Origin of the sequence: Paenibacillus sp. FSL M8-0212, assembly GCF_038004645.1 — a bacterium.
Lineage (GTDB): Bacteria > Bacillota > Bacilli > Paenibacillales > Paenibacillaceae > Paenibacillus.
The window spans coordinates 1862616-1878652 of sequence record NZ_JBBORP010000001.1; the positions used below are offsets into that span (position 1 = coordinate 1862616).

At 46.4% G+C, this 16037-nt stretch carries 15 protein-coding genes; 4 read left to right on the top strand and 11 right to left on the bottom strand.

Features of this window, described 5'->3' with window-relative positions; all coding sequences use genetic code 11:
• Nucleotides 1-4: 4 nt before the first annotated feature.
• Nucleotides 5-1633: a response regulator transcription factor gene (locus tag MKX68_RS08210; RefSeq protein ID WP_340910709.1), complete on the top strand. Its 1629-nt coding sequence runs from the start codon at nucleotides 5-7 to the stop codon at nucleotides 1631-1633.
• Between the two features lie 358 nt (nucleotides 1634-1991).
• On the opposite strand, the gene MKX68_RS08215 is transcribed toward MKX68_RS08210, so the two are convergent.
• The gene (locus MKX68_RS08215; RefSeq protein ID WP_340910711.1) at nucleotides 1992-2957 is read right to left on the bottom strand and encodes an arsenic resistance protein; all 966 of its coding nucleotides are present in this window, start codon (nucleotides 2955-2957) and stop codon (nucleotides 1992-1994) included.
• A gap of 227 nt (nucleotides 2958-3184) precedes the next feature.
• On the opposite strand from MKX68_RS08215, the gene MKX68_RS08220 reads away from it, so the two are divergent.
• A complete protein-coding gene (locus MKX68_RS08220; RefSeq protein WP_340910714.1) occupies nucleotides 3185-3943 on the top strand; it encodes a tryptophan-rich sensory protein in 759 nt (252 codons plus the stop codon).
• 112 nt (nucleotides 3944-4055) lie between these two features.
• Here the strand turns inward: MKX68_RS08220 and MKX68_RS08225 are convergent, their stop codons facing one another.
• The 4 genes from MKX68_RS08225 to MKX68_RS08240 form a co-directional block, all read right to left on the bottom strand.
• Nucleotides 4056-4430, bottom strand: a complete 375-nt coding sequence (locus tag MKX68_RS08225) for a RidA family protein (RefSeq protein WP_017690870.1) — start codon at nucleotides 4428-4430, stop codon at nucleotides 4056-4058.
• Between the two features lie 148 nt (nucleotides 4431-4578).
• On the bottom strand, nucleotides 4579-5235 hold the full coding sequence (locus MKX68_RS08230) for an oxidoreductase (RefSeq protein WP_445671113.1): 657 nt from the start codon (nucleotides 5233-5235) through the stop codon (nucleotides 4579-4581).
• A gap of 137 nt (nucleotides 5236-5372) precedes the next feature.
• Complete coding sequence (locus MKX68_RS08235) at nucleotides 5373-6584, bottom strand: MFS transporter (RefSeq protein WP_338590519.1); 1212 nt, start codon at nucleotides 6582-6584, stop codon at nucleotides 5373-5375.
• A gap of 154 nt (nucleotides 6585-6738) precedes the next feature.
• Nucleotides 6739-8154 carry a sensor histidine kinase gene (locus MKX68_RS08240; RefSeq protein WP_338590518.1) on the bottom strand — a complete coding sequence of 472 codons (1416 nt, stop codon included), beginning with the start codon at nucleotides 8152-8154 and terminating at the stop codon, nucleotides 6739-6741.
• A gap of 478 nt (nucleotides 8155-8632) precedes the next feature.
• On the opposite strand from MKX68_RS08240, the gene MKX68_RS08245 reads away from it, so the two are divergent.
• On the top strand, nucleotides 8633-9286 hold the full coding sequence (locus MKX68_RS08245; RefSeq protein ID WP_083657323.1) for a phosphatase PAP2 family protein: 654 nt from the start codon (nucleotides 8633-8635) through the stop codon (nucleotides 9284-9286).
• 4 nt (nucleotides 9287-9290) lie between these two features.
• Here the strand turns inward: MKX68_RS08245 and MKX68_RS08250 are convergent, their stop codons facing one another.
• From MKX68_RS08250 to MKX68_RS08275, 6 genes are all read right to left on the bottom strand, one after another.
• Complete coding sequence (locus MKX68_RS08250; protein ID WP_340910721.1) at nucleotides 9291-10802, bottom strand: HD domain-containing phosphohydrolase; 1512 nt, start codon at nucleotides 10800-10802, stop codon at nucleotides 9291-9293.
• Between the two features lie 191 nt (nucleotides 10803-10993).
• Entirely contained in the window at nucleotides 10994-11977 is a 984-nt protein-coding gene (locus MKX68_RS08255) for an anti-sigma factor (protein ID WP_340910722.1), read from the bottom strand.
• Nucleotides 11974-12570 carry an RNA polymerase sigma factor gene (locus MKX68_RS08260; protein ID WP_076215584.1) on the bottom strand — a complete coding sequence of 199 codons (597 nt, stop codon included), beginning with the start codon at nucleotides 12568-12570 and terminating at the stop codon, nucleotides 11974-11976. The genes MKX68_RS08255 and MKX68_RS08260 overlap by 4 nt, the downstream gene beginning before the upstream one ends.
• A 1100-nt stretch (nucleotides 12571-13670) precedes the next feature.
• On the bottom strand, nucleotides 13671-13982 hold the full coding sequence (locus MKX68_RS08265; RefSeq protein ID WP_017690878.1) for a hypothetical protein: 312 nt from the start codon (nucleotides 13980-13982) through the stop codon (nucleotides 13671-13673).
• 265 nt (nucleotides 13983-14247) lie between these two features.
• On the bottom strand, nucleotides 14248-14355 hold the full coding sequence (locus MKX68_RS08270) for a hypothetical protein (protein WP_017690879.1): 108 nt from the start codon (nucleotides 14353-14355) through the stop codon (nucleotides 14248-14250).
• A 43-nt stretch (nucleotides 14356-14398) separates the two neighbouring features.
• A complete protein-coding gene (locus MKX68_RS08275; protein WP_017690880.1) occupies nucleotides 14399-14503 on the bottom strand; it encodes a hypothetical protein in 105 nt (34 codons plus the stop codon).
• Nucleotides 14504-14846: 343 nt separating this feature from the next.
• On the opposite strand from MKX68_RS08275, the gene MKX68_RS08280 reads away from it, so the two are divergent.
• Nucleotides 14847-15971: a PsbP-related protein gene (locus MKX68_RS08280; protein ID WP_338590505.1), complete on the top strand. Its 1125-nt coding sequence runs from the start codon at nucleotides 14847-14849 to the stop codon at nucleotides 15969-15971.
• Nucleotides 15972-16037: the final 66 nt, after the last annotated feature.

Below are 16037 nucleotides of genomic sequence, written 5' to 3' on the forward strand. Positions count from 1 at the left end.
CAACATGAAGGCACTGCTTGTAGATGACGAAAAACATGTCCGCGATGCCATAAGGTTGCTTGGTCATTGGGAAGAGTTTGGCATTGATACGTTAATCGAAGCGGCAGACGGGGATGAAGCCATCGCCGCCATCACGGCACATCAACCTCAAATCATACTCAGTGACATGCGTATGCCAGGCAAGGACGGTATGGCATTACTTGAATGGATATCGACTCATACCCCACACAGCAAGGTGCTGGTCATTAGTGGATATGATGATTTTGAACTCGTGAGGCATGCAATCAGACATGGTGGCATGGACTACCTCCTGAAACCTGTGGAAGCAGATGAGCTGAATGCCTCTCTATTAAAGGCCGTTACAGCTTGGGGAGAGGAAGACGCCATTCGGATACAATCCACCAGGCAATCCATTGTCGTTAATCGAATGCGCCCCCACTACCAGGATCGTCTGCTCACCGAACTTGCCGTCGGCAGAGGCAGCAGTTCATCACACATGCAGCGATTGCAGGATGAGTTGAATCTCCCCAGTGTTATCCCTGTCTGTAGTATCGCTGTCACCAGCCTGTCCCATCTGGATGCAGATTGTCTGGCAAAATACCGCAGTCAACCAGATCTGCTTGTGTTCTCGGTGCTCAATATCTGTGCCGAGATGTTATCCACACCAGACGATGGCGTAATGTTTCGGCAGTTGGATCAACCGGACGAAATTGTTCTGCTGCATTGGGGCCCATCCCCTTCATTGGAACATATTCTGGACAAGGTTAATCAGGGATTGGAGCAGACGATTCAGCGCCGGCTTCATTATGGCATCTCCACCTGTGAGTCCTACCCTGGCGGAATATCAGCGGCCTATATGGAAGCCAGTTCAAGGCTGTGGAGACGTAATGCTGTGCAAACCAAACAGCGAATCCATGCTACAGTGGAATCATCAAATGGGAATAAAATCAGGCGTTTAACCGCCCATGAAGAACCCCTGCGTATGGCAGCCATGAGCTGCCGGTCTTCCAGTGTATCTGCTGCGGTCGCCGAGTGGCTTGAACCGATTACTGATCTTGAAGTTGTCAGTGCTGAGCAGATTCAGCAATGGATCGACGAGCTGGAATGGATGCTGAGCCGCTGGCTTGATGATACGGCAGGTTCGTCACCCAAAGAGGAAGAAGTAACGGAGGAACAGTCTATTCCCTTTGCCGAGTTACCTTTGGACGCTGAAGGACTGTTATCCTTCCCCCTGCTTCGTTCATTATTGGAACAACGGCTTCTTGCCGCAGGAAAGGCGCTCACCGCTCATCACCACGCCAATCCCGATCCCATGAGTGAGATTGCACGTTATATGGACGCCCATTATCAGGAGGACCTGTCCTTGCAGCAGATTGCCGCGCGTTTCTACCTGAGCCGGGAGTATATTTCCCGTAAATTCAAACAGCAATTTGGCCTGAACTGGTCGGAATATTTGGGCAAACTGCGAATCAATAACGCCAAGCTGCTACTGCAAAACCCTTCCCTGCGAGTTGCCAAAATCTCGGAGATGGTTGGATTCCAGGATGAAAAGTATTTCAGCAAAGTGTTCAAAAAAATGGAGGGCATCACGCCAGCGGAATATCGTAAAATATTATTGGAGGCTGGTACGTAACGAGTACCTGATCCGAATTAAAAAGAGTACTCCCGGCATAACCCACCGGAAGTACTCTTTATATTTTTCTTTTACAGAAAATAGCCTATATCATGGCGATTTGTTGATTCTTAATTTTCTCAGATAGGATACGATCCGAGATATTGTCCCGATTAAAATCACAGCCATAAATCCATAAGCCATATTATTTCCTGTCTTATGAGCCACTACGGGGAAATAGATGAGGCTGAACAGTAATAGGACAATATCCAGGTAGAACATAATCTTCCGATAAATAGGGATTCTCACCTCCCTTTTATTTACCAAAAATGGTTTTATTAATTATATTAAATCATAACATAGATACGTCCTAGTCCGCTCACCGATCCCGCAAAATCACCGCAGGTACAAGCCGAATGTAGATTAGCTCCCCTGCAAGCTCCACCATCGTCTGTGTAACAATAACAGCTGCGGCTATGTTTGCCCATTGTGGAGGGAGTGCCAGCGCCAGTGGCAGAACGACCAGCGAATTCCGTGTGGCTGAACTGAATATCAACGCCCGCCCTGCACCCGGATTCAATCCAAACCAAGTAGCAATAAGCCGAGATATCCAAGGCATAAGGATTAGAAAAGCAACATAGATCGGAATCACGTTCACGATGATCGCCATATCATTGTAGACTTTGCCAATCTGGGAAGCGACAACCACGATCAGCGCAAGTGCCATCATCGGAACCGGGAGCCATGCCGTCGCATTCATGACCCGTTCGCCGCTCGCTTTACCTCTGGAGAGAACTTGTGTAACAACAGCGAGCAGCAGTGGAATAACGATCAGGAACAGAAAAGCCTCCACAAACGGCCCTACCTGCATGACCTGCGCCACCTCAGCACCCATTAATACCCATAAATAAAACGGCAACAGAATCATTTGTATAACAAATAAAAGGGGGGTTGCGGCCAGCATCAATTTCTCATTGCCCCTGCCGAGCTGTGTGAACACAATGACGTAATCAATACAGGGCGTTAGCAGTACCAGATAGACTCCAATCAGAACGCCTGGTGATTGTGGAAAGACCAGTGTAAGCAACCATACGACTACAGGTACAACGATAAAATTAGCCACCAATAGCGCCCCCATAAATCGAAGATTCGACCAGGACTCTTTTAACTGTAAAAAGGGAATCTGTACAAACATGCCATATAACAGAACGGCAAGAACCGGGGACACGGTGTAGTGTAAAGCATTCCCCCATACCGGATTACTCAGCCCGATCACTGCTCCTAAGAACAATGCAACTACATAGAACCAAGTCTGCTGTTGCTCCATCGTTTCTCTTGTAAGCATTCTCTGCCTCCTCTCATTAGTGAGACATCATGGGCATGGACATATTTCTGCATCGTTTCGCGTACATTGGGACAGAGTACCGTTCCAACATAGCGGCAGAGCGCAAGGATCTGAAAGATCAACTTGTGAATTTTTTGCGGCTGTTATTAGAATGTGCAAGAACTGGGTATATTCATTGTAGACTGACCCGTGGTTCATTCATTTCGTTAAACCAAGGAGGAAACACAATGTCACGTAACAATCCGTACAAGTGGTTAAACGCCATTGGTTTTATCGCTGTAATTATCGTGAACTACCTTTCCAACGCTCTGCCGATCGGGGGCAGAACCAATAAGGAAGTATCGGATATGTACCCTGTGCTGCTCACACCTTCTGGCTATGCCTTCTCTATATGGGGTCTGATCTACCTGCTATTAGCAGGGTTCGTGATCTATCAGTTCGTGCCCGCTTCTTGGAAAAGGGATTCGATTACCCGTCTCGGGTATTGGTTTCTGGCAAGCTGTGCTTTCAACGTAGCCTGGATTTTTGCTTTTCAAAACTTGCAGACCGGTCTCGCTTTACTAATCATTGTACTGCTTCTGTTGTCTCTGATCGTTCTGTATGTAAAAACACGTACCATTACGGTTCCAACCACTGCTGAGATCTGGCTTGTGAAGCTGCCATTCAGCATTTATCTTGGATGGATTAGCGTGGCAACCATTGTCAATGCAGCTGTGCTGTTATATAAAATAGGCTGGGATGGTTTTGGTATCAGCGAACCAACCTGGACGATCATTATGCTGATTGTGGGTATGGTTCTGGCTGTACTCGTTAGCTTCCGTTATCGCGATAGCATATACCCACTTGTGTTCACATGGGCGTATATCGCCATTGCACTTAAACAAAAGGATGTCACTTCCGTATATTATACGGCAATCATCATTGCGATCGTACTGGCCATCTACGCGGTATGGCTGTTCTTCGCCCGTAATCAGGATCGCGATTAAAATCTCTCCTTCGATATAGCGCTTAAATATAACACCAATAGCAAAAAGCCGATTCGGGTCATTAAGACCTGAAATCGGCTTTTTATGTATACCGCAGCGGATGAAGGTTGTCCTATTTCAGGGCAATAACTTCAATCTCCACCAGTGCATCTTTTGGCAAACGAGCAACTTCCACTGCACTGCGTGCAGGATACGGCTGTTCGAAGAACGTGCTATACACTTCATTCACAGGAACAAAATCGTTCATGTCTTTCAGGAACACCGTCGTTTTCACGATTTTATCCATACTTGTGCCTGCTGCTTCAAGGATAGCCTTCACATTGCTCAAGGACAGACGTGTCTGCTCCTGTACATCTGCACCGAATTCACCCGTTTGAGGATTCAGGCCAAGCTGTCCGGAAGTGTAGATGAAATCGCCTGCATCAACGGCTTGACTGTATGGACCGATGGCGCCTGGCGCCTGATCGGTAGAGATTGGTTTTTTCATGGACGAGTTCTCCTTCATGTTCGTTATCCTGCTGCCGCATGGAGTCAGGGTTCGAACTCATTTTTGTTGCCTATTATACCACGATCTACCTCAAGCGAGAAACGCTCCTCACTAGCCACATGAAGCAAACAGCTCGTTCAAAGGTTTCTTAGCCCCCGTCCACACCAAGGACATGAATGACTTCATTCGAATACACATGGTTTCCCTTGGCTTGCACCAACGCAATATTTGTCATGGCCTGTGCGATGGTTGCGGCGTGTACCGCCCGGTATTTGTCTGCTCTGCCTTTCATCCAGCGATCCAGAAACTTCATGGCATGGGCAGCCATCTGCTCACCAAACCGCTTCTCATTTCGATCTCCCAGAATTAAGGAAGGGCGGAAGATATGCAATGACGGAAAACCGATATCGGACAATGCATCCTCCATTTCCCCTTTGGTCCGACTGTAAAAGACCCTGGAACCAGCACTCGCTCCCATGGAGGAGATTACCAGCATCTGTGATACACCATGTTGCTTCGCCATAGTAGCTGCACGAACCGGGTAATGATAATCCACCTGACGGAAATTGTCCTGACTGCCCGCTTTTTTGATCGTTGTACCCAAACAACAGTAAAGGTCATCGATTCCATCAAACAAGTGGCCTTGGCTCTCCAGCTGTTCCCAGTCCACCACATGCTGTTCCAGTTTGGGATGTTGCAGCTCAAGCGGACGTCTAACCAGAACCCGAACCAAGCTGTATACCGAGTGCTCCAGCAGATTATGAACCAGTAATTCGCCTACAAGCCCCGTGGCTCCAATCACCATGGCTTTCCGTTCGAGACGATTCAATTACATCCCTCCACTTCGCCATCTTTTTTTGAAGTCATACCAGATATATAGGATCAATCTAAACATTTACAAGGTTGTTCTGTCATCGAAGTGCCAGTGTAAATATTCAATATCTATTTTAACAGTACACGACGTCCAAGGGTAAATGTAAGAATCAACATCACGACACCGACCCCCACCTGAAATCCATAGGCTGAGATCCAGGCCAGCGCATCGGACCAAGTCCCCATCTTTTCATACAACCAGCCGCCCAACAGCGGCCCAATAAATGAAGTTACTCCGGTCAGAGCCGAATACACCGCGACAAACATCGGTCTTTCACTTTTGGGTGTGTCTCCGATGGTAAAGTTAAACGCCAGCTGATTGAATCCACCTACACCAATCCCAAGGAAGATATGTGATAAAAATAGTGCGATCAATACAGGCATGAACGACATTAACCCCCACGACAGACAGGAGAGCGCAATGACTGGCAATGTCCAAAATAGGAGCGTTTTGTTGCTGAATCTGGCATTCAGATTGCCCCAGACATAGAAACCGGCCATCATAACCAGCGTCTGGACTACCGTGATCAGGGATACAGTTTGATAATTAATATTCAATAAATCGAGCATAACATAGGAATAGAGCGGAACAATCAAGGTCTGGATCAATAACCAGACAGCCAGGAACAGCGTTGCTTTCAGAAAAGAACGGTCCTGGAACGGCTTGATGAACATGCGCCAGAAAACCTTTTCGGTAGAACGTTCAAATGGAACGTCCGGATAGAAGAAATAAATGACTGTGTTGGCAATGGCACAGATCCAAACCGGAATAAACAGGATCAGAAAGCCCATTTCTCCGGGGTAACGGTCCAAAACAATACCACCAGCGAATAAGCATACGCTTCCAAGAGCATTCAGAATCGTATTTCGAATTCCAAAATAACGCCCTCTCACCTTGGCAGGTACGATATCGCCAATCAGTGAAGTCCAGATCATGCCGCCGATGGTATTTGATATAAAAGCAACCGTATACACGCCAATATATACGCTTACCCACCACTCTTTGGGAAATATAAACGGGATCAGTCCCGTCGCACTCCACAAGATACGATGTGTGCCCACAAATAGTAGCAACATGCGTTTTCGGCTGCGAATACGCTGCATCCAGTAAGCTGCTCCGATCTGGGCAATGTTTACGAACGTTGTAATCGCGAGCACAAAGCCGATATGTCTCGACCCGGCCCCAAGGTACAGCAGAAATCCGGTTAAAAACGGGCCTCCCAGCAAGGTCTGTAAAATAATTGCCGGTACACCCTCCCATGTTGCAATCGATAAATTCATGCGTTGTGTCGAACCCTTGCGCCGTGGTTTGCTTGCTGACGGGGGAGGGTTAACGTTGACCGTCTTCTGTATGGGGATACACTCCTTAGACCGGGTCTCAAAAGCCGGTCGATGCTAGTTGTCATCCCAAATTCTACTCACAGCGCGAAGGTTGTCAACTCATTTTTTCACGGTCCAACGGAAGATGGAGATGGAAGGTGCTTCCTTTACCTTCAGTGCTCTCCAGTTCAATCGATCCCCCCAGTAATCTCGCTAAATCCCGACTGATCGACAGGCCTAGTCCGGTACCGCCAAATTTTCGACTAATCGACCCGTCAGCCTGCTGAAATGCTTCAAATATGGAATGATGCTTGTCCTCAGAAATGCCAATACCTGTGTCCTGAACGGAGAAAATAAGCCATCGATTCTGAATACCTGCATTCTTAATCTGTTTGGTGCTTACGGTCAGCGTGACCTTCCCCCGGTGAGTGAACTTGATGGCATTGGACATCAGATTCCGTAAAATCTGTTGAACCCGCTGGGGATCAGACCAAAGCGTATCAGGCAGTCCCGGTTTCTTATCCAGAACCAACTGAATACCTTTTTTCTCGGCAACGAGCTGAAAGTGGCTCATGGCATCTTCTGTAAGTTGTGCGACACTGATATCCTCCAGTACAATATCCAGCCGCCCAGCTTCTACTTTGGAAAGATCCAGAATATCGTTAATGAGCGTAAGCAGTTCCTGCCCGGAGTGGTCGATCATATTGGCAAAACGTACAATATCCTCCTGATCCATCGTGTCGGCATTCTCGCTGATCATCTGGGCAAAGTTAATGACACTATTGAGCGGTGTACGCAGTTCATGGGACATATTGGCGAGAAATTCCGATTTGTACTGTGAGGCAATCATCAATTGTTTCGCTCGATCCTCCAGTACAATCTGGGCTTTCTGTAACTCTTCCTTTTGCACAGACAATAGCCGGTTCGTACTCTGGATCAGCAAAATACGATTCTGTTCATTCTGAAAATCACGTAAAATAAATGCAAAAATAAGGCTTAGCAAAATGCCTGTAGGGAGTGTATAAGGCATAATATGTGAAAAGAAGTATGTAGCCGGGATCACACCAACGATAGCAATGTTTACACTATTGACCACATTGACGATAACTGTAACAAGGATTCCTTTAATAATCAGCCTGTAGTTGCTGCGTCTCATCCATATATTCAGACCTGCACATATCACGCCCAAAACAGACATGTTAAGTACTGCCGCCAATGTAGCATCCGTGATGCCAAAAGTCAGCCTCGACAGCCCAATCCCAATACCCACGATAATTACGCTATAGGGTTGTCTATACGTTAGAACGGCAACAATTAAAGGAACATAACGAAGATCAAAGACCACTTCATCGGTGAGTTGAAACCCAAAAACCGTACTGATCCAACCTGCAAATATAAGGACAAGTACTGAACTGATCTGCTTCACTCGGGAAGAGGTACGTATTACGACATATTTATAGAACACACTAGCAAGATATGCAATGGTAATAAGCATCCCCATATTCAATACGAACATTTTTGAAAATTGCATTCACTCACTCCTGTTGTACCGACTTTACTGGCCAAAGCGCCTTCGTCCGTATGTGTCTCTATCATATCATGCCCATTGAAACTTCGGCATTCCTTCTTCGTCAAAAAAATACACAAAAATACACAAATCAGGATTCAATTTGTGCGCTGGTCGTAGTAGAATATATTGTTGTTTAAATTTAAACTACTATATAGATTGAACTAAAGAATAATTACACTGGCCACTCCGTTGACAGAACAACCTTCTGATCGCTGTTATCCCCAGATTTTTTCGATTCCCTTTTCTGAAAGGGAAAATTCGTGGATAAAGGCGAAGCGTATGCTTTCGATGCAGCTTTCTTTCAGAAAGCTTTTAGCTCCGCTTCTTCAGGGTATTTCTGTCCTCTGCGTTCTCGTGTAAATGAATGTATAGTGCAACTTATATAGTTATTTGCTGGGGTCATGCTCCTAGGGAGCATGAATGAAAGGAGTAAGGTGTTGTGCAATTGTTAAAAAGCAAATCCTATTGGCTGTCATTGAGTTTAATGCTGTCTTTGGCCGTCATGGGGCTCTTCTATGATATTCTTAATAGTCCGGAACGCGGGTTCGTAGTTCTTGATTCACCGCTCGACCGGATCATTCCCTACGTGCCTGGCATGTCCATTCCATATTTGGGCTGGTACCCGTTTGTATTCGGTGTGCTCGCTTACCTATGTGCCAAGGATCGCCTGACGTATTACCGTGTCTTGTTATCCATGAATATCTGTGTCTGGATATGTTATCTGATCTACTTCAACTTTCAGACCATGGTACCGCGCCCGGAACTGACGGGTACAGGCCTGGGAGCATCTGTTCTCGGATGGCTCTATAGCCAGGATCGTCCTTATAATTGTTTTCCAAGTATTCATTCTCTTCACTCTTATCTGGTTATGCGTGCCGTTCTCTCGGTTCCAAGCATCCGCAAACCCATCAAGATTTTGGTGGCCGCCGGGGCAGCAACCATTATCGTATCCACGCTAATGATCAAACAACATGTGATCTATGATGCCTTGGGTGCAGTCATACTCGGTGAATGTGTTCTCACCATCATAACAGGCCTCGCTCTACACCGGAGACGCAGAAAAGAATCGAAGTGGACAGAGGGGATCAACTGATCCCTCACTTCGATGGTTTCTGAAGATGATGTTGTCGTCTCCATTCATCAATAAACAAACCTGCAAAATAGGGGTCCCATTGGGTCCCTTTTCCTTCTTCCAAAATCGTTAGCGCTTTCTCGTGACTCATCCCATTCCGATATGGTCGATCAGACGTCATGGCATCAAAGGCATCGGCTACTGCAATGATGCGGCCAAAAAGGGGAATATCATCACCAGCCATCCCATCCGGGTATCCTTTGCCATCATATCTCTCATGGTGAGATCGTACACCTGGCAGAAAGTCGGCCATGGCATCAATAGGCTCTATCTGTAACAAAATACTCTCTCCCTGCACGGGATGTGTGCGAATAATGGCGAATTCCTCATCGCTTAGTTTTCCATCCTTCAACAGTACCTCATCAGGTATGCCGATTTTCCCGATATCATGAAGCAGGGCTGATTTGTACAATAAATCCGCCTGTTCCTCATTCATTCCGCTCAGCTTGCCAATCATCAGCGAATACTCTGCCACACGCATGGAATGCCCTGCCGTGTACTTATCTCGGGCGTCTAAAGCAGCAGCCAGTGTAGAAAAATAACTTTGCAACAGCTGTCGATTGCGTTCCTGTCTCATCTCCAGCCGATTAATCATCATATTGAAGCCGGAGATCAGTGCCGAAAACTCATCCGCATATAGATCCGGAGCTCGTCTGCCAAGATCTCCCCCCTGAATTCGGTTCATCTCATGTGTCAGTTCAGCAACTGGATCACGAACATCACGAATCAACAGCCAGCTTCCTACCAGCGCAAACCCCGCGCCCAGAACAACGATGAGAATTCCCCACAGAATGTACTCTTTCGCAAATTCACTGTCCATATACTGAAGTCTGATATATGTAGCCAGGAAAAATAGAAATAGAGGAAATAAGCCAATCAGTGCCGTACTTAGCTGAAATTTACGCTGGATCGATACGAGAATGCGTCCTCCCAGTGAAGGTTCCATCCCGTATTGGACTTTGCCTCGATGACGAATCTCAAGTAACAGGGGTCTAATCGCCCGCACCGTCAGGTAATACTCTATCAGCGCATGCATGATGGCAATCAGAAAGGCACATGCAGCGGCCACGACAATATACAAGTAAGGGAATTCAAGCCACCCTGTGGATATCATCCATATTGTTAATCCGGCTGCCGGAAGTGAAAAACCAAGCATGTGCGGACCCATGATCCGATATATGGTCTGTCCCGGAAAACGATGAATTTTCTCATACATGCGGTTCAGTTCGTCTCTCTCATGATGCTCGGAAGTGAAAAATTGTCTTATGGGGCCAAGCTGCACCCACAGCGTAATTAATTCTGCAACCATCATGAACAAGAGTGAAATCAGTACAATGAAGATGAGTCGAACAAATTGAATATTGGGTATTTGCAGAGTAGATACCATAACTACTGTACCGACAACAAAAACAGCTACCAGTGAACCGATCAGATAATTGCGTATCAGGCGAAAGATAAATGAACGGTATGCTTCCAACTGAACCCCTCACTCTCTATGTGCAACCAGTTCTCCCTTGAGACACAGGGAGATTAAGGGTATTGCCTTCTATTTGTTTATCGGTTGATTCGACTAAAAAAATTAATAAAATCCAATGGGTGGGCATCAGAACTGGAAAACACAAAAAGGCTGCTCCACGACGGAGCAGCCTTTAGTGATATATCCTATATTTATCCTTTAATCTTGGCAGCCAGAATCATTGTGCCACGCGGCTCATCTCCCATTGCATCCGGTTCAAGCGTGATGGCAACCGTATCATAGTCGTTGGCCGAATCCAATGTGTAATATACTGCTCCCGTTCCGTCACGACTAAGGAACGTACCGGCATTCTGAGGGGTATCTCCTTTGATCAACCAGACCTGAAAAGCCTCGTTGCCTTCCAGGTTCGGCAGGTTCTCAGCCTGTACAACCAGGTGAGTGCCTTTGCTGTCAATAACGATGGTTGCGAGACCCTGAGCTACAATGTCCTGCGTTGCAGGATTCAGCTTCACTGCCTCGCCAGTCTGCATGCCCTGTGCAGGTTCCAGAGCTGATGCCAGCTGCTCTTGCAGCTGCGCATTCTGCGCCTGTGCCTGCACCAGTTGCTCTTGCGTAGCCGACGAGCCCGCCGCTTGCTGCGTCAGCGAGTCGATCTGGCTCCGCAGCTGCGCCGTGTACACGACCAGCAACAGTGCCGCGGCCGCAAGGCCGGCACTGGCTATGCGCCAGGCGCTGCTGCTGCGCGCACGCGCGCGCGCTTGTGGCTGCCATGGCTGTGCCTGGGCAGCCTCTTCCACCCGGGCCGCAGGCACCGCCGTTACCGGCGGCAAGCCTGGTCCGGGCTGCGCCGCACGTTTGTGCTGCGGCGCAAGATCCTCCTGAAGCACCACCGGTGCTTCAGGCTCTGCAGGAGCAGCCGCTGGCTTCGCCTCGGCGCTCTCCTGCACATGTCCGAGCACGTTGCCCAGCACACGTGCTCGCATGCCTGGCGGCGGTGCTACAGGTTCCGCCGCAAGTGGCAGGAAGCCAGTCACTTCCTGCAATTCCCTCACCTCCTGGCGGCAAGGTTCGCAAGTTGCCATATGCGCTTCAAACGCCGCCACTTCCTCTGCTTCCAGTCCGCCCAGCACATACATCGGTGCCAGATCAGACCACTCCTCATGTCGTTCTATCATGGATGTATGCCCTCCCTTCCCGCGTCCGGATGCAATTCAGCATCGGCCAGCAACTTTTGGAGCTGTCGCATGGCAAGCCTGACACGGCTCTTTACTGTACCCAGCGGAATCCCGAATCGGCTGGATACTTCCTGCTGGGTTAATCCCGCATAATATATCGATTCGATAACTTGTTGCTGATCACCGTTCAATTGGGACAACGCTTCTTTAATCCGGGTACCTTCCCATTTACGCTGCACTTCTTCTTCCGTGTTCGTATGCTCATCGGCATAGGCTGCCAGTGTCTCGTGTTCAACTGAAGTAGCCGCTGCCCCTTTTGATTTCCGCCTCAGCATGTCCACTGCAATGTTACGCGTAATCGCAAACATCCATGTGGTCAGCTTCCCCTGTGAGGCATCGTAACGTTCAGCATTATTCCAGACCCGCATAAAAAGTTCCTGAACGGTCTCTTCTGCCGTCATAGGATCACCAACGATCCGATAGGCAAAAGAATACACCGCTCGCTCATAACGGTCATATAAAAGCTCCAGTGCGGAGGCATCACGTTCCGCGATCTGCCGCATTAACCTGCTGTCCTCCATCGATTCAGTCATGCGAGGGCCCCTTTCTGTTTCTTCCCTCTTATTATAACCTACGCAGAATCTTTTGAAGAGGATTACCCCTATGAAGAAATAGTTTGAAAAATTTTCTGTATCTTTTCAAAACAATCTTTCACTTTCTAACATAAAAACAGTCCGAAAACATGTTGCTCTGGTCGCGCTTTCCTTTTTATTGCAGAAAATTACAACCTGTGGTATACTATAAAAGTTGTATTAAACAACCTCATATGATTTCTGTCTTCTTTAAACCCCGGAATATTTTCTTCATGCTGCGACCGCAGCGAATTTTTAAGCACAATTAACCTATGAAGATTGAAGAACCTGAATCACAATAACCCGGTAGTACAGAGTTTCACAAGATGTTCCCATTCACACTGGCGCGGTCATCGGAGCCGCAAGGACAAAAGAGAGGTAGGGCTTTTGTTGTTTTGGATATCACTTATTCTTGAGAAGATTGAAAACATACACAAAGCACCCGGAATTGGGTTCCGGGTGTTTATCCATGTCTACATATCCAATTTAGCAACATCTACAGACAAGCGCCGCCCCCACCATTGAGTAAAGTCCTCCTTCACTTATCAGACTAACCAGATAAATTCGGCTCTGCTTTTAAAACTTTTCCATTCTCCCACTGACTACACTCCTAACTTCCTTACTTCTCCAATTGTGCAAATAACTCCGGCTTATAAAGCAAATGTATACGCTCACCAGACGCTAACGAATCCTGCACACCTTATATTGAGGATTTCTATGCTATGTAAAATCTAACGAATCTCAGCCACGTTAATCCATGTCACTTCATGAATATAGGCTCCAAACATGCCCAGATTGAGGAAATAAGACATCTACGATTCGTTAAACTTGTGAAATGGCAAAAATGCATGAAATAGCATCTGTGGAGTTCGTTAAAGAAAGTAATCCCAACGCTCCTTCACTTCTAATAAAAAAGGGACACCGCAGGATGAAATCCTACGCTGCCCCTTTCTGAATCATAGGTACGTTATGCCCCAACATGGAACTCAAACTCGGAGTTTATTTAGAGCACCTATCGCAACGATCCACGATCAGTACAGTCTCCTTGCACTCACAAATACTTAGATAAACATCGTTTTGGAGATGATGACCAGCAAGATGAACAGTACGAGGATCGTACCCATGGAACCCCAGCTTCCGCCGCCATGACCATAGGATACTCCACAACCCTGTTGATAACCGTGCATCATTGGAGCCTGATTGGCATGGTGTCCGTATCCATAGCCATATCCCATTGGCATTGTTCCACAACCATATCCATACCCATGCATTTCATGACCTGTGTATTGGTATCCTTGCATATGCTCATAACCTCCCATATGTCCGTATACGTGTCCCTGTCCGTTCGGTGAATTCGGTTTTACTTCGCTCATTGTTCATTCCTCCTTAACATTTGCCTACACCCCTAAGCTATGTATTCAGCCTACTTCTGGACCGGGCTATCGCCCTCATTTTGACAAAATGGGCGTTTAGCCATTAGGTACCTTTCCCATTTTCGAGAAACATACGCCGTCCTTCCATTACTTGAATTCCACCAATTCTTCCGTTCAACCAGAAGCTATCTTATCTTCCTGGCTCTCCACCATGCTTGTCCTCTAGAAAAAAAACCCCACCGGTTGCCCGGCAGAGCTCGCCATATTATACCCAGAAAGATTTAGTGATGATTACGAGAAGAATGAACAGAACCAGGATTGCTCCAGTCGATGTCCAGCCGCCGTATCCTACGCCTTCAACTACGTTGCTCATGCAGAACCCTCCTTTACAAATATATTAGGGTCCAAGCGGTTTATTAGATCAAGAATGCTTTAGAGATGATGACCAACAAGATAAAGAGAACCAAGATCGCGCCAGTCGATGTCCATGCGCCGCCGTATCCACCTACTACTCCACTCATGTAAACCCCTCCTTTGATTTGAGGTACAGTTCACTATATGCACCAATCACACATGGGACCGGGCTCAGGTCGAAAATGGGCTCACGGTTATATCAACCAAATGTATGTACTATCGTTCAAAATGGATACCCATACGGTCCATTATTAGCTTTTAACTTGTTAAATACAGATAAATTACCTTTTTAGTAATTATGAATACTGAAATTTTTATTTATGTTATTATTTTACTAATAAAAGCAGAAAGGAGTTTCTATCCCCACCACCTAAACTAGATTACAAACGAAATGATGACCTTAGAAAAAATCCCAACCGATGGGAAGCACATTAGGAGAAATTAGACATAATGAAGAAACTTATTACGATTTTGGCATTAGCCACATTGCTTAGTGCTTGTAGTAATTCAGAAACAAACACAACAACCAATAGCCCCACGACCGAAGCATCCAAGGCAACTGAAACTGTCTCAACAGAAGCAAAAGCTACGAAATACACTACATATAGTGGAGAAGGATTTTCTTTTGCATATCCTGAATCCTGGAAAAGCGTAGATACAAGTCAAATGAATGCTCCATCCATTAAAGCTGCTTTTTCAGACCAATCTTCATCAGTCACATTTGCAGATAATATGAATCTGACGATTGAGGCCAGTTCAACCGGTTCAATTAATCCTGAAGAATACGCCAATAATATAGTGGATTATTACACACAAAGCGGTTCCAGCATCGGCATTTCCGATTATAAAAAAACCAGCTATACAAACAAGCCTTATAAAGAATATAGCGCTGGTGTCTTGGAAGGAGCCTATAAGCATTCCTCGGGTACAGATGTTATCCTTGTGCAGTATCTGATTCCGACCAATACAGAACTCTATACCATGACGTTAACCTACGCCAAGGATACTTATAATCAGGATGAGATCAAAGATATCCTTGATTCCCTAAGCATTACTGCTTCTCTGGAGCAAACAGCACCAACTGCAACGACTGGAAATTCATCTGTTACGGCATCAGCTGCCGATTTCTTTAATGAGTTAACTCCGTACATTACAGAAGACACAGCCTTTATGGAGCAGGCATCTTATGATTTCTTTGGTAAACATAACGATGTATTCCCAGCCATTACGGCAGAACTAAGCAAAAAGGTACAAGGGCTCGTTGACTCCAATGTAACGACCCGTCATCTGAATAAAAATGTAGCCAACTATTACAATACTTTCGTACAAGTTAACGGGGAAGTCATTTCCGTTGAAGAAGATAGCTCTCTCGGAGCAACTTTCTCTATCGTTCATGTCATGGATGAGAACGGAAACGATATTATAGCGTTATATCCTGCAACGACCGGAGATTTGCTTGATGGTGATTATGCCACTGTTATCGGTGCGCCAATTACCAACTTCTCTTTTGAAAATGTTGGCGGTGGTTACACCAACGCCACTTTGATTGGAGCCTCATTGGTAGTTGCAGATTAATGAAAATGTTAAATGAGTATACAAAAAGACCAGCTTAATGAACGTTAAGCTGGTCTTTTTGTTTTT

What these genes read in the sequence shown, in the direction of transcription:
- MKX68_RS08210 (WP_340910709.1), top strand. Translation starts at nt 5, where the DNA reads ATGAAGGCACTGCTTGTAGATGACGAAAAACATGTCCGCGATGCCATA.
- MKX68_RS08215 (WP_340910711.1), bottom strand. Translation starts at nt 2,957, where the DNA reads ATGCTTACAAGAGAAACGATGGAGCAACAGCAGACTTGGTTCTATGTA.
- MKX68_RS08220 (WP_340910714.1), top strand. Translation starts at nt 3,185, where the DNA reads ATGTCACGTAACAATCCGTACAAGTGGTTAAACGCCATTGGTTTTATC.
- MKX68_RS08225 (WP_017690870.1), bottom strand. Translation starts at nt 4,430, where the DNA reads ATGAAAAAACCAATCTCTACCGATCAGGCGCCAGGCGCCATCGGTCCA.
- MKX68_RS08230 (WP_445671113.1), bottom strand. Translation starts at nt 5,235, where the DNA reads ATGGTGATTGGAGCCACGGGGCTTGTAGGCGAATTACTGGTTCATAAT.
- MKX68_RS08235 (WP_338590519.1), bottom strand. Translation starts at nt 6,584, where the DNA reads ATGAATTTATCGATTGCAACATGGGAGGGTGTACCGGCAATTATTTTA.
- MKX68_RS08240 (WP_338590518.1), bottom strand. Translation starts at nt 8,154, where the DNA reads ATGCAATTTTCAAAAATGTTCGTATTGAATATGGGGATGCTTATTACC.
- MKX68_RS08255 (WP_340910722.1), bottom strand. Translation starts at nt 11,977, where the DNA reads ATGATAGAACGACATGAGGAGTGGTCTGATCTGGCACCGATGTATGTG.
- MKX68_RS08260 (WP_076215584.1), bottom strand. Translation starts at nt 12,570, where the DNA reads ATGACTGAATCGATGGAGGACAGCAGGTTAATGCGGCAGATCGCGGAA.
- MKX68_RS08265 (WP_017690878.1), bottom strand. Translation starts at nt 13,982, where the DNA reads ATGAGCGAAGTAAAACCGAATTCACCGAACGGACAGGGACACGTATAC.
- MKX68_RS08270 (WP_017690879.1), bottom strand. Translation starts at nt 14,355, where the DNA reads ATGAGCAACGTAGTTGAAGGCGTAGGATACGGCGGCTGGACATCGACT.
- MKX68_RS08275 (WP_017690880.1), bottom strand. Translation starts at nt 14,503, where the DNA reads ATGAGTGGAGTAGTAGGTGGATACGGCGGCGCATGGACATCGACTGGC.
- MKX68_RS08280 (WP_338590505.1), top strand. Translation starts at nt 14,847, where the DNA reads ATGAAGAAACTTATTACGATTTTGGCATTAGCCACATTGCTTAGTGCT.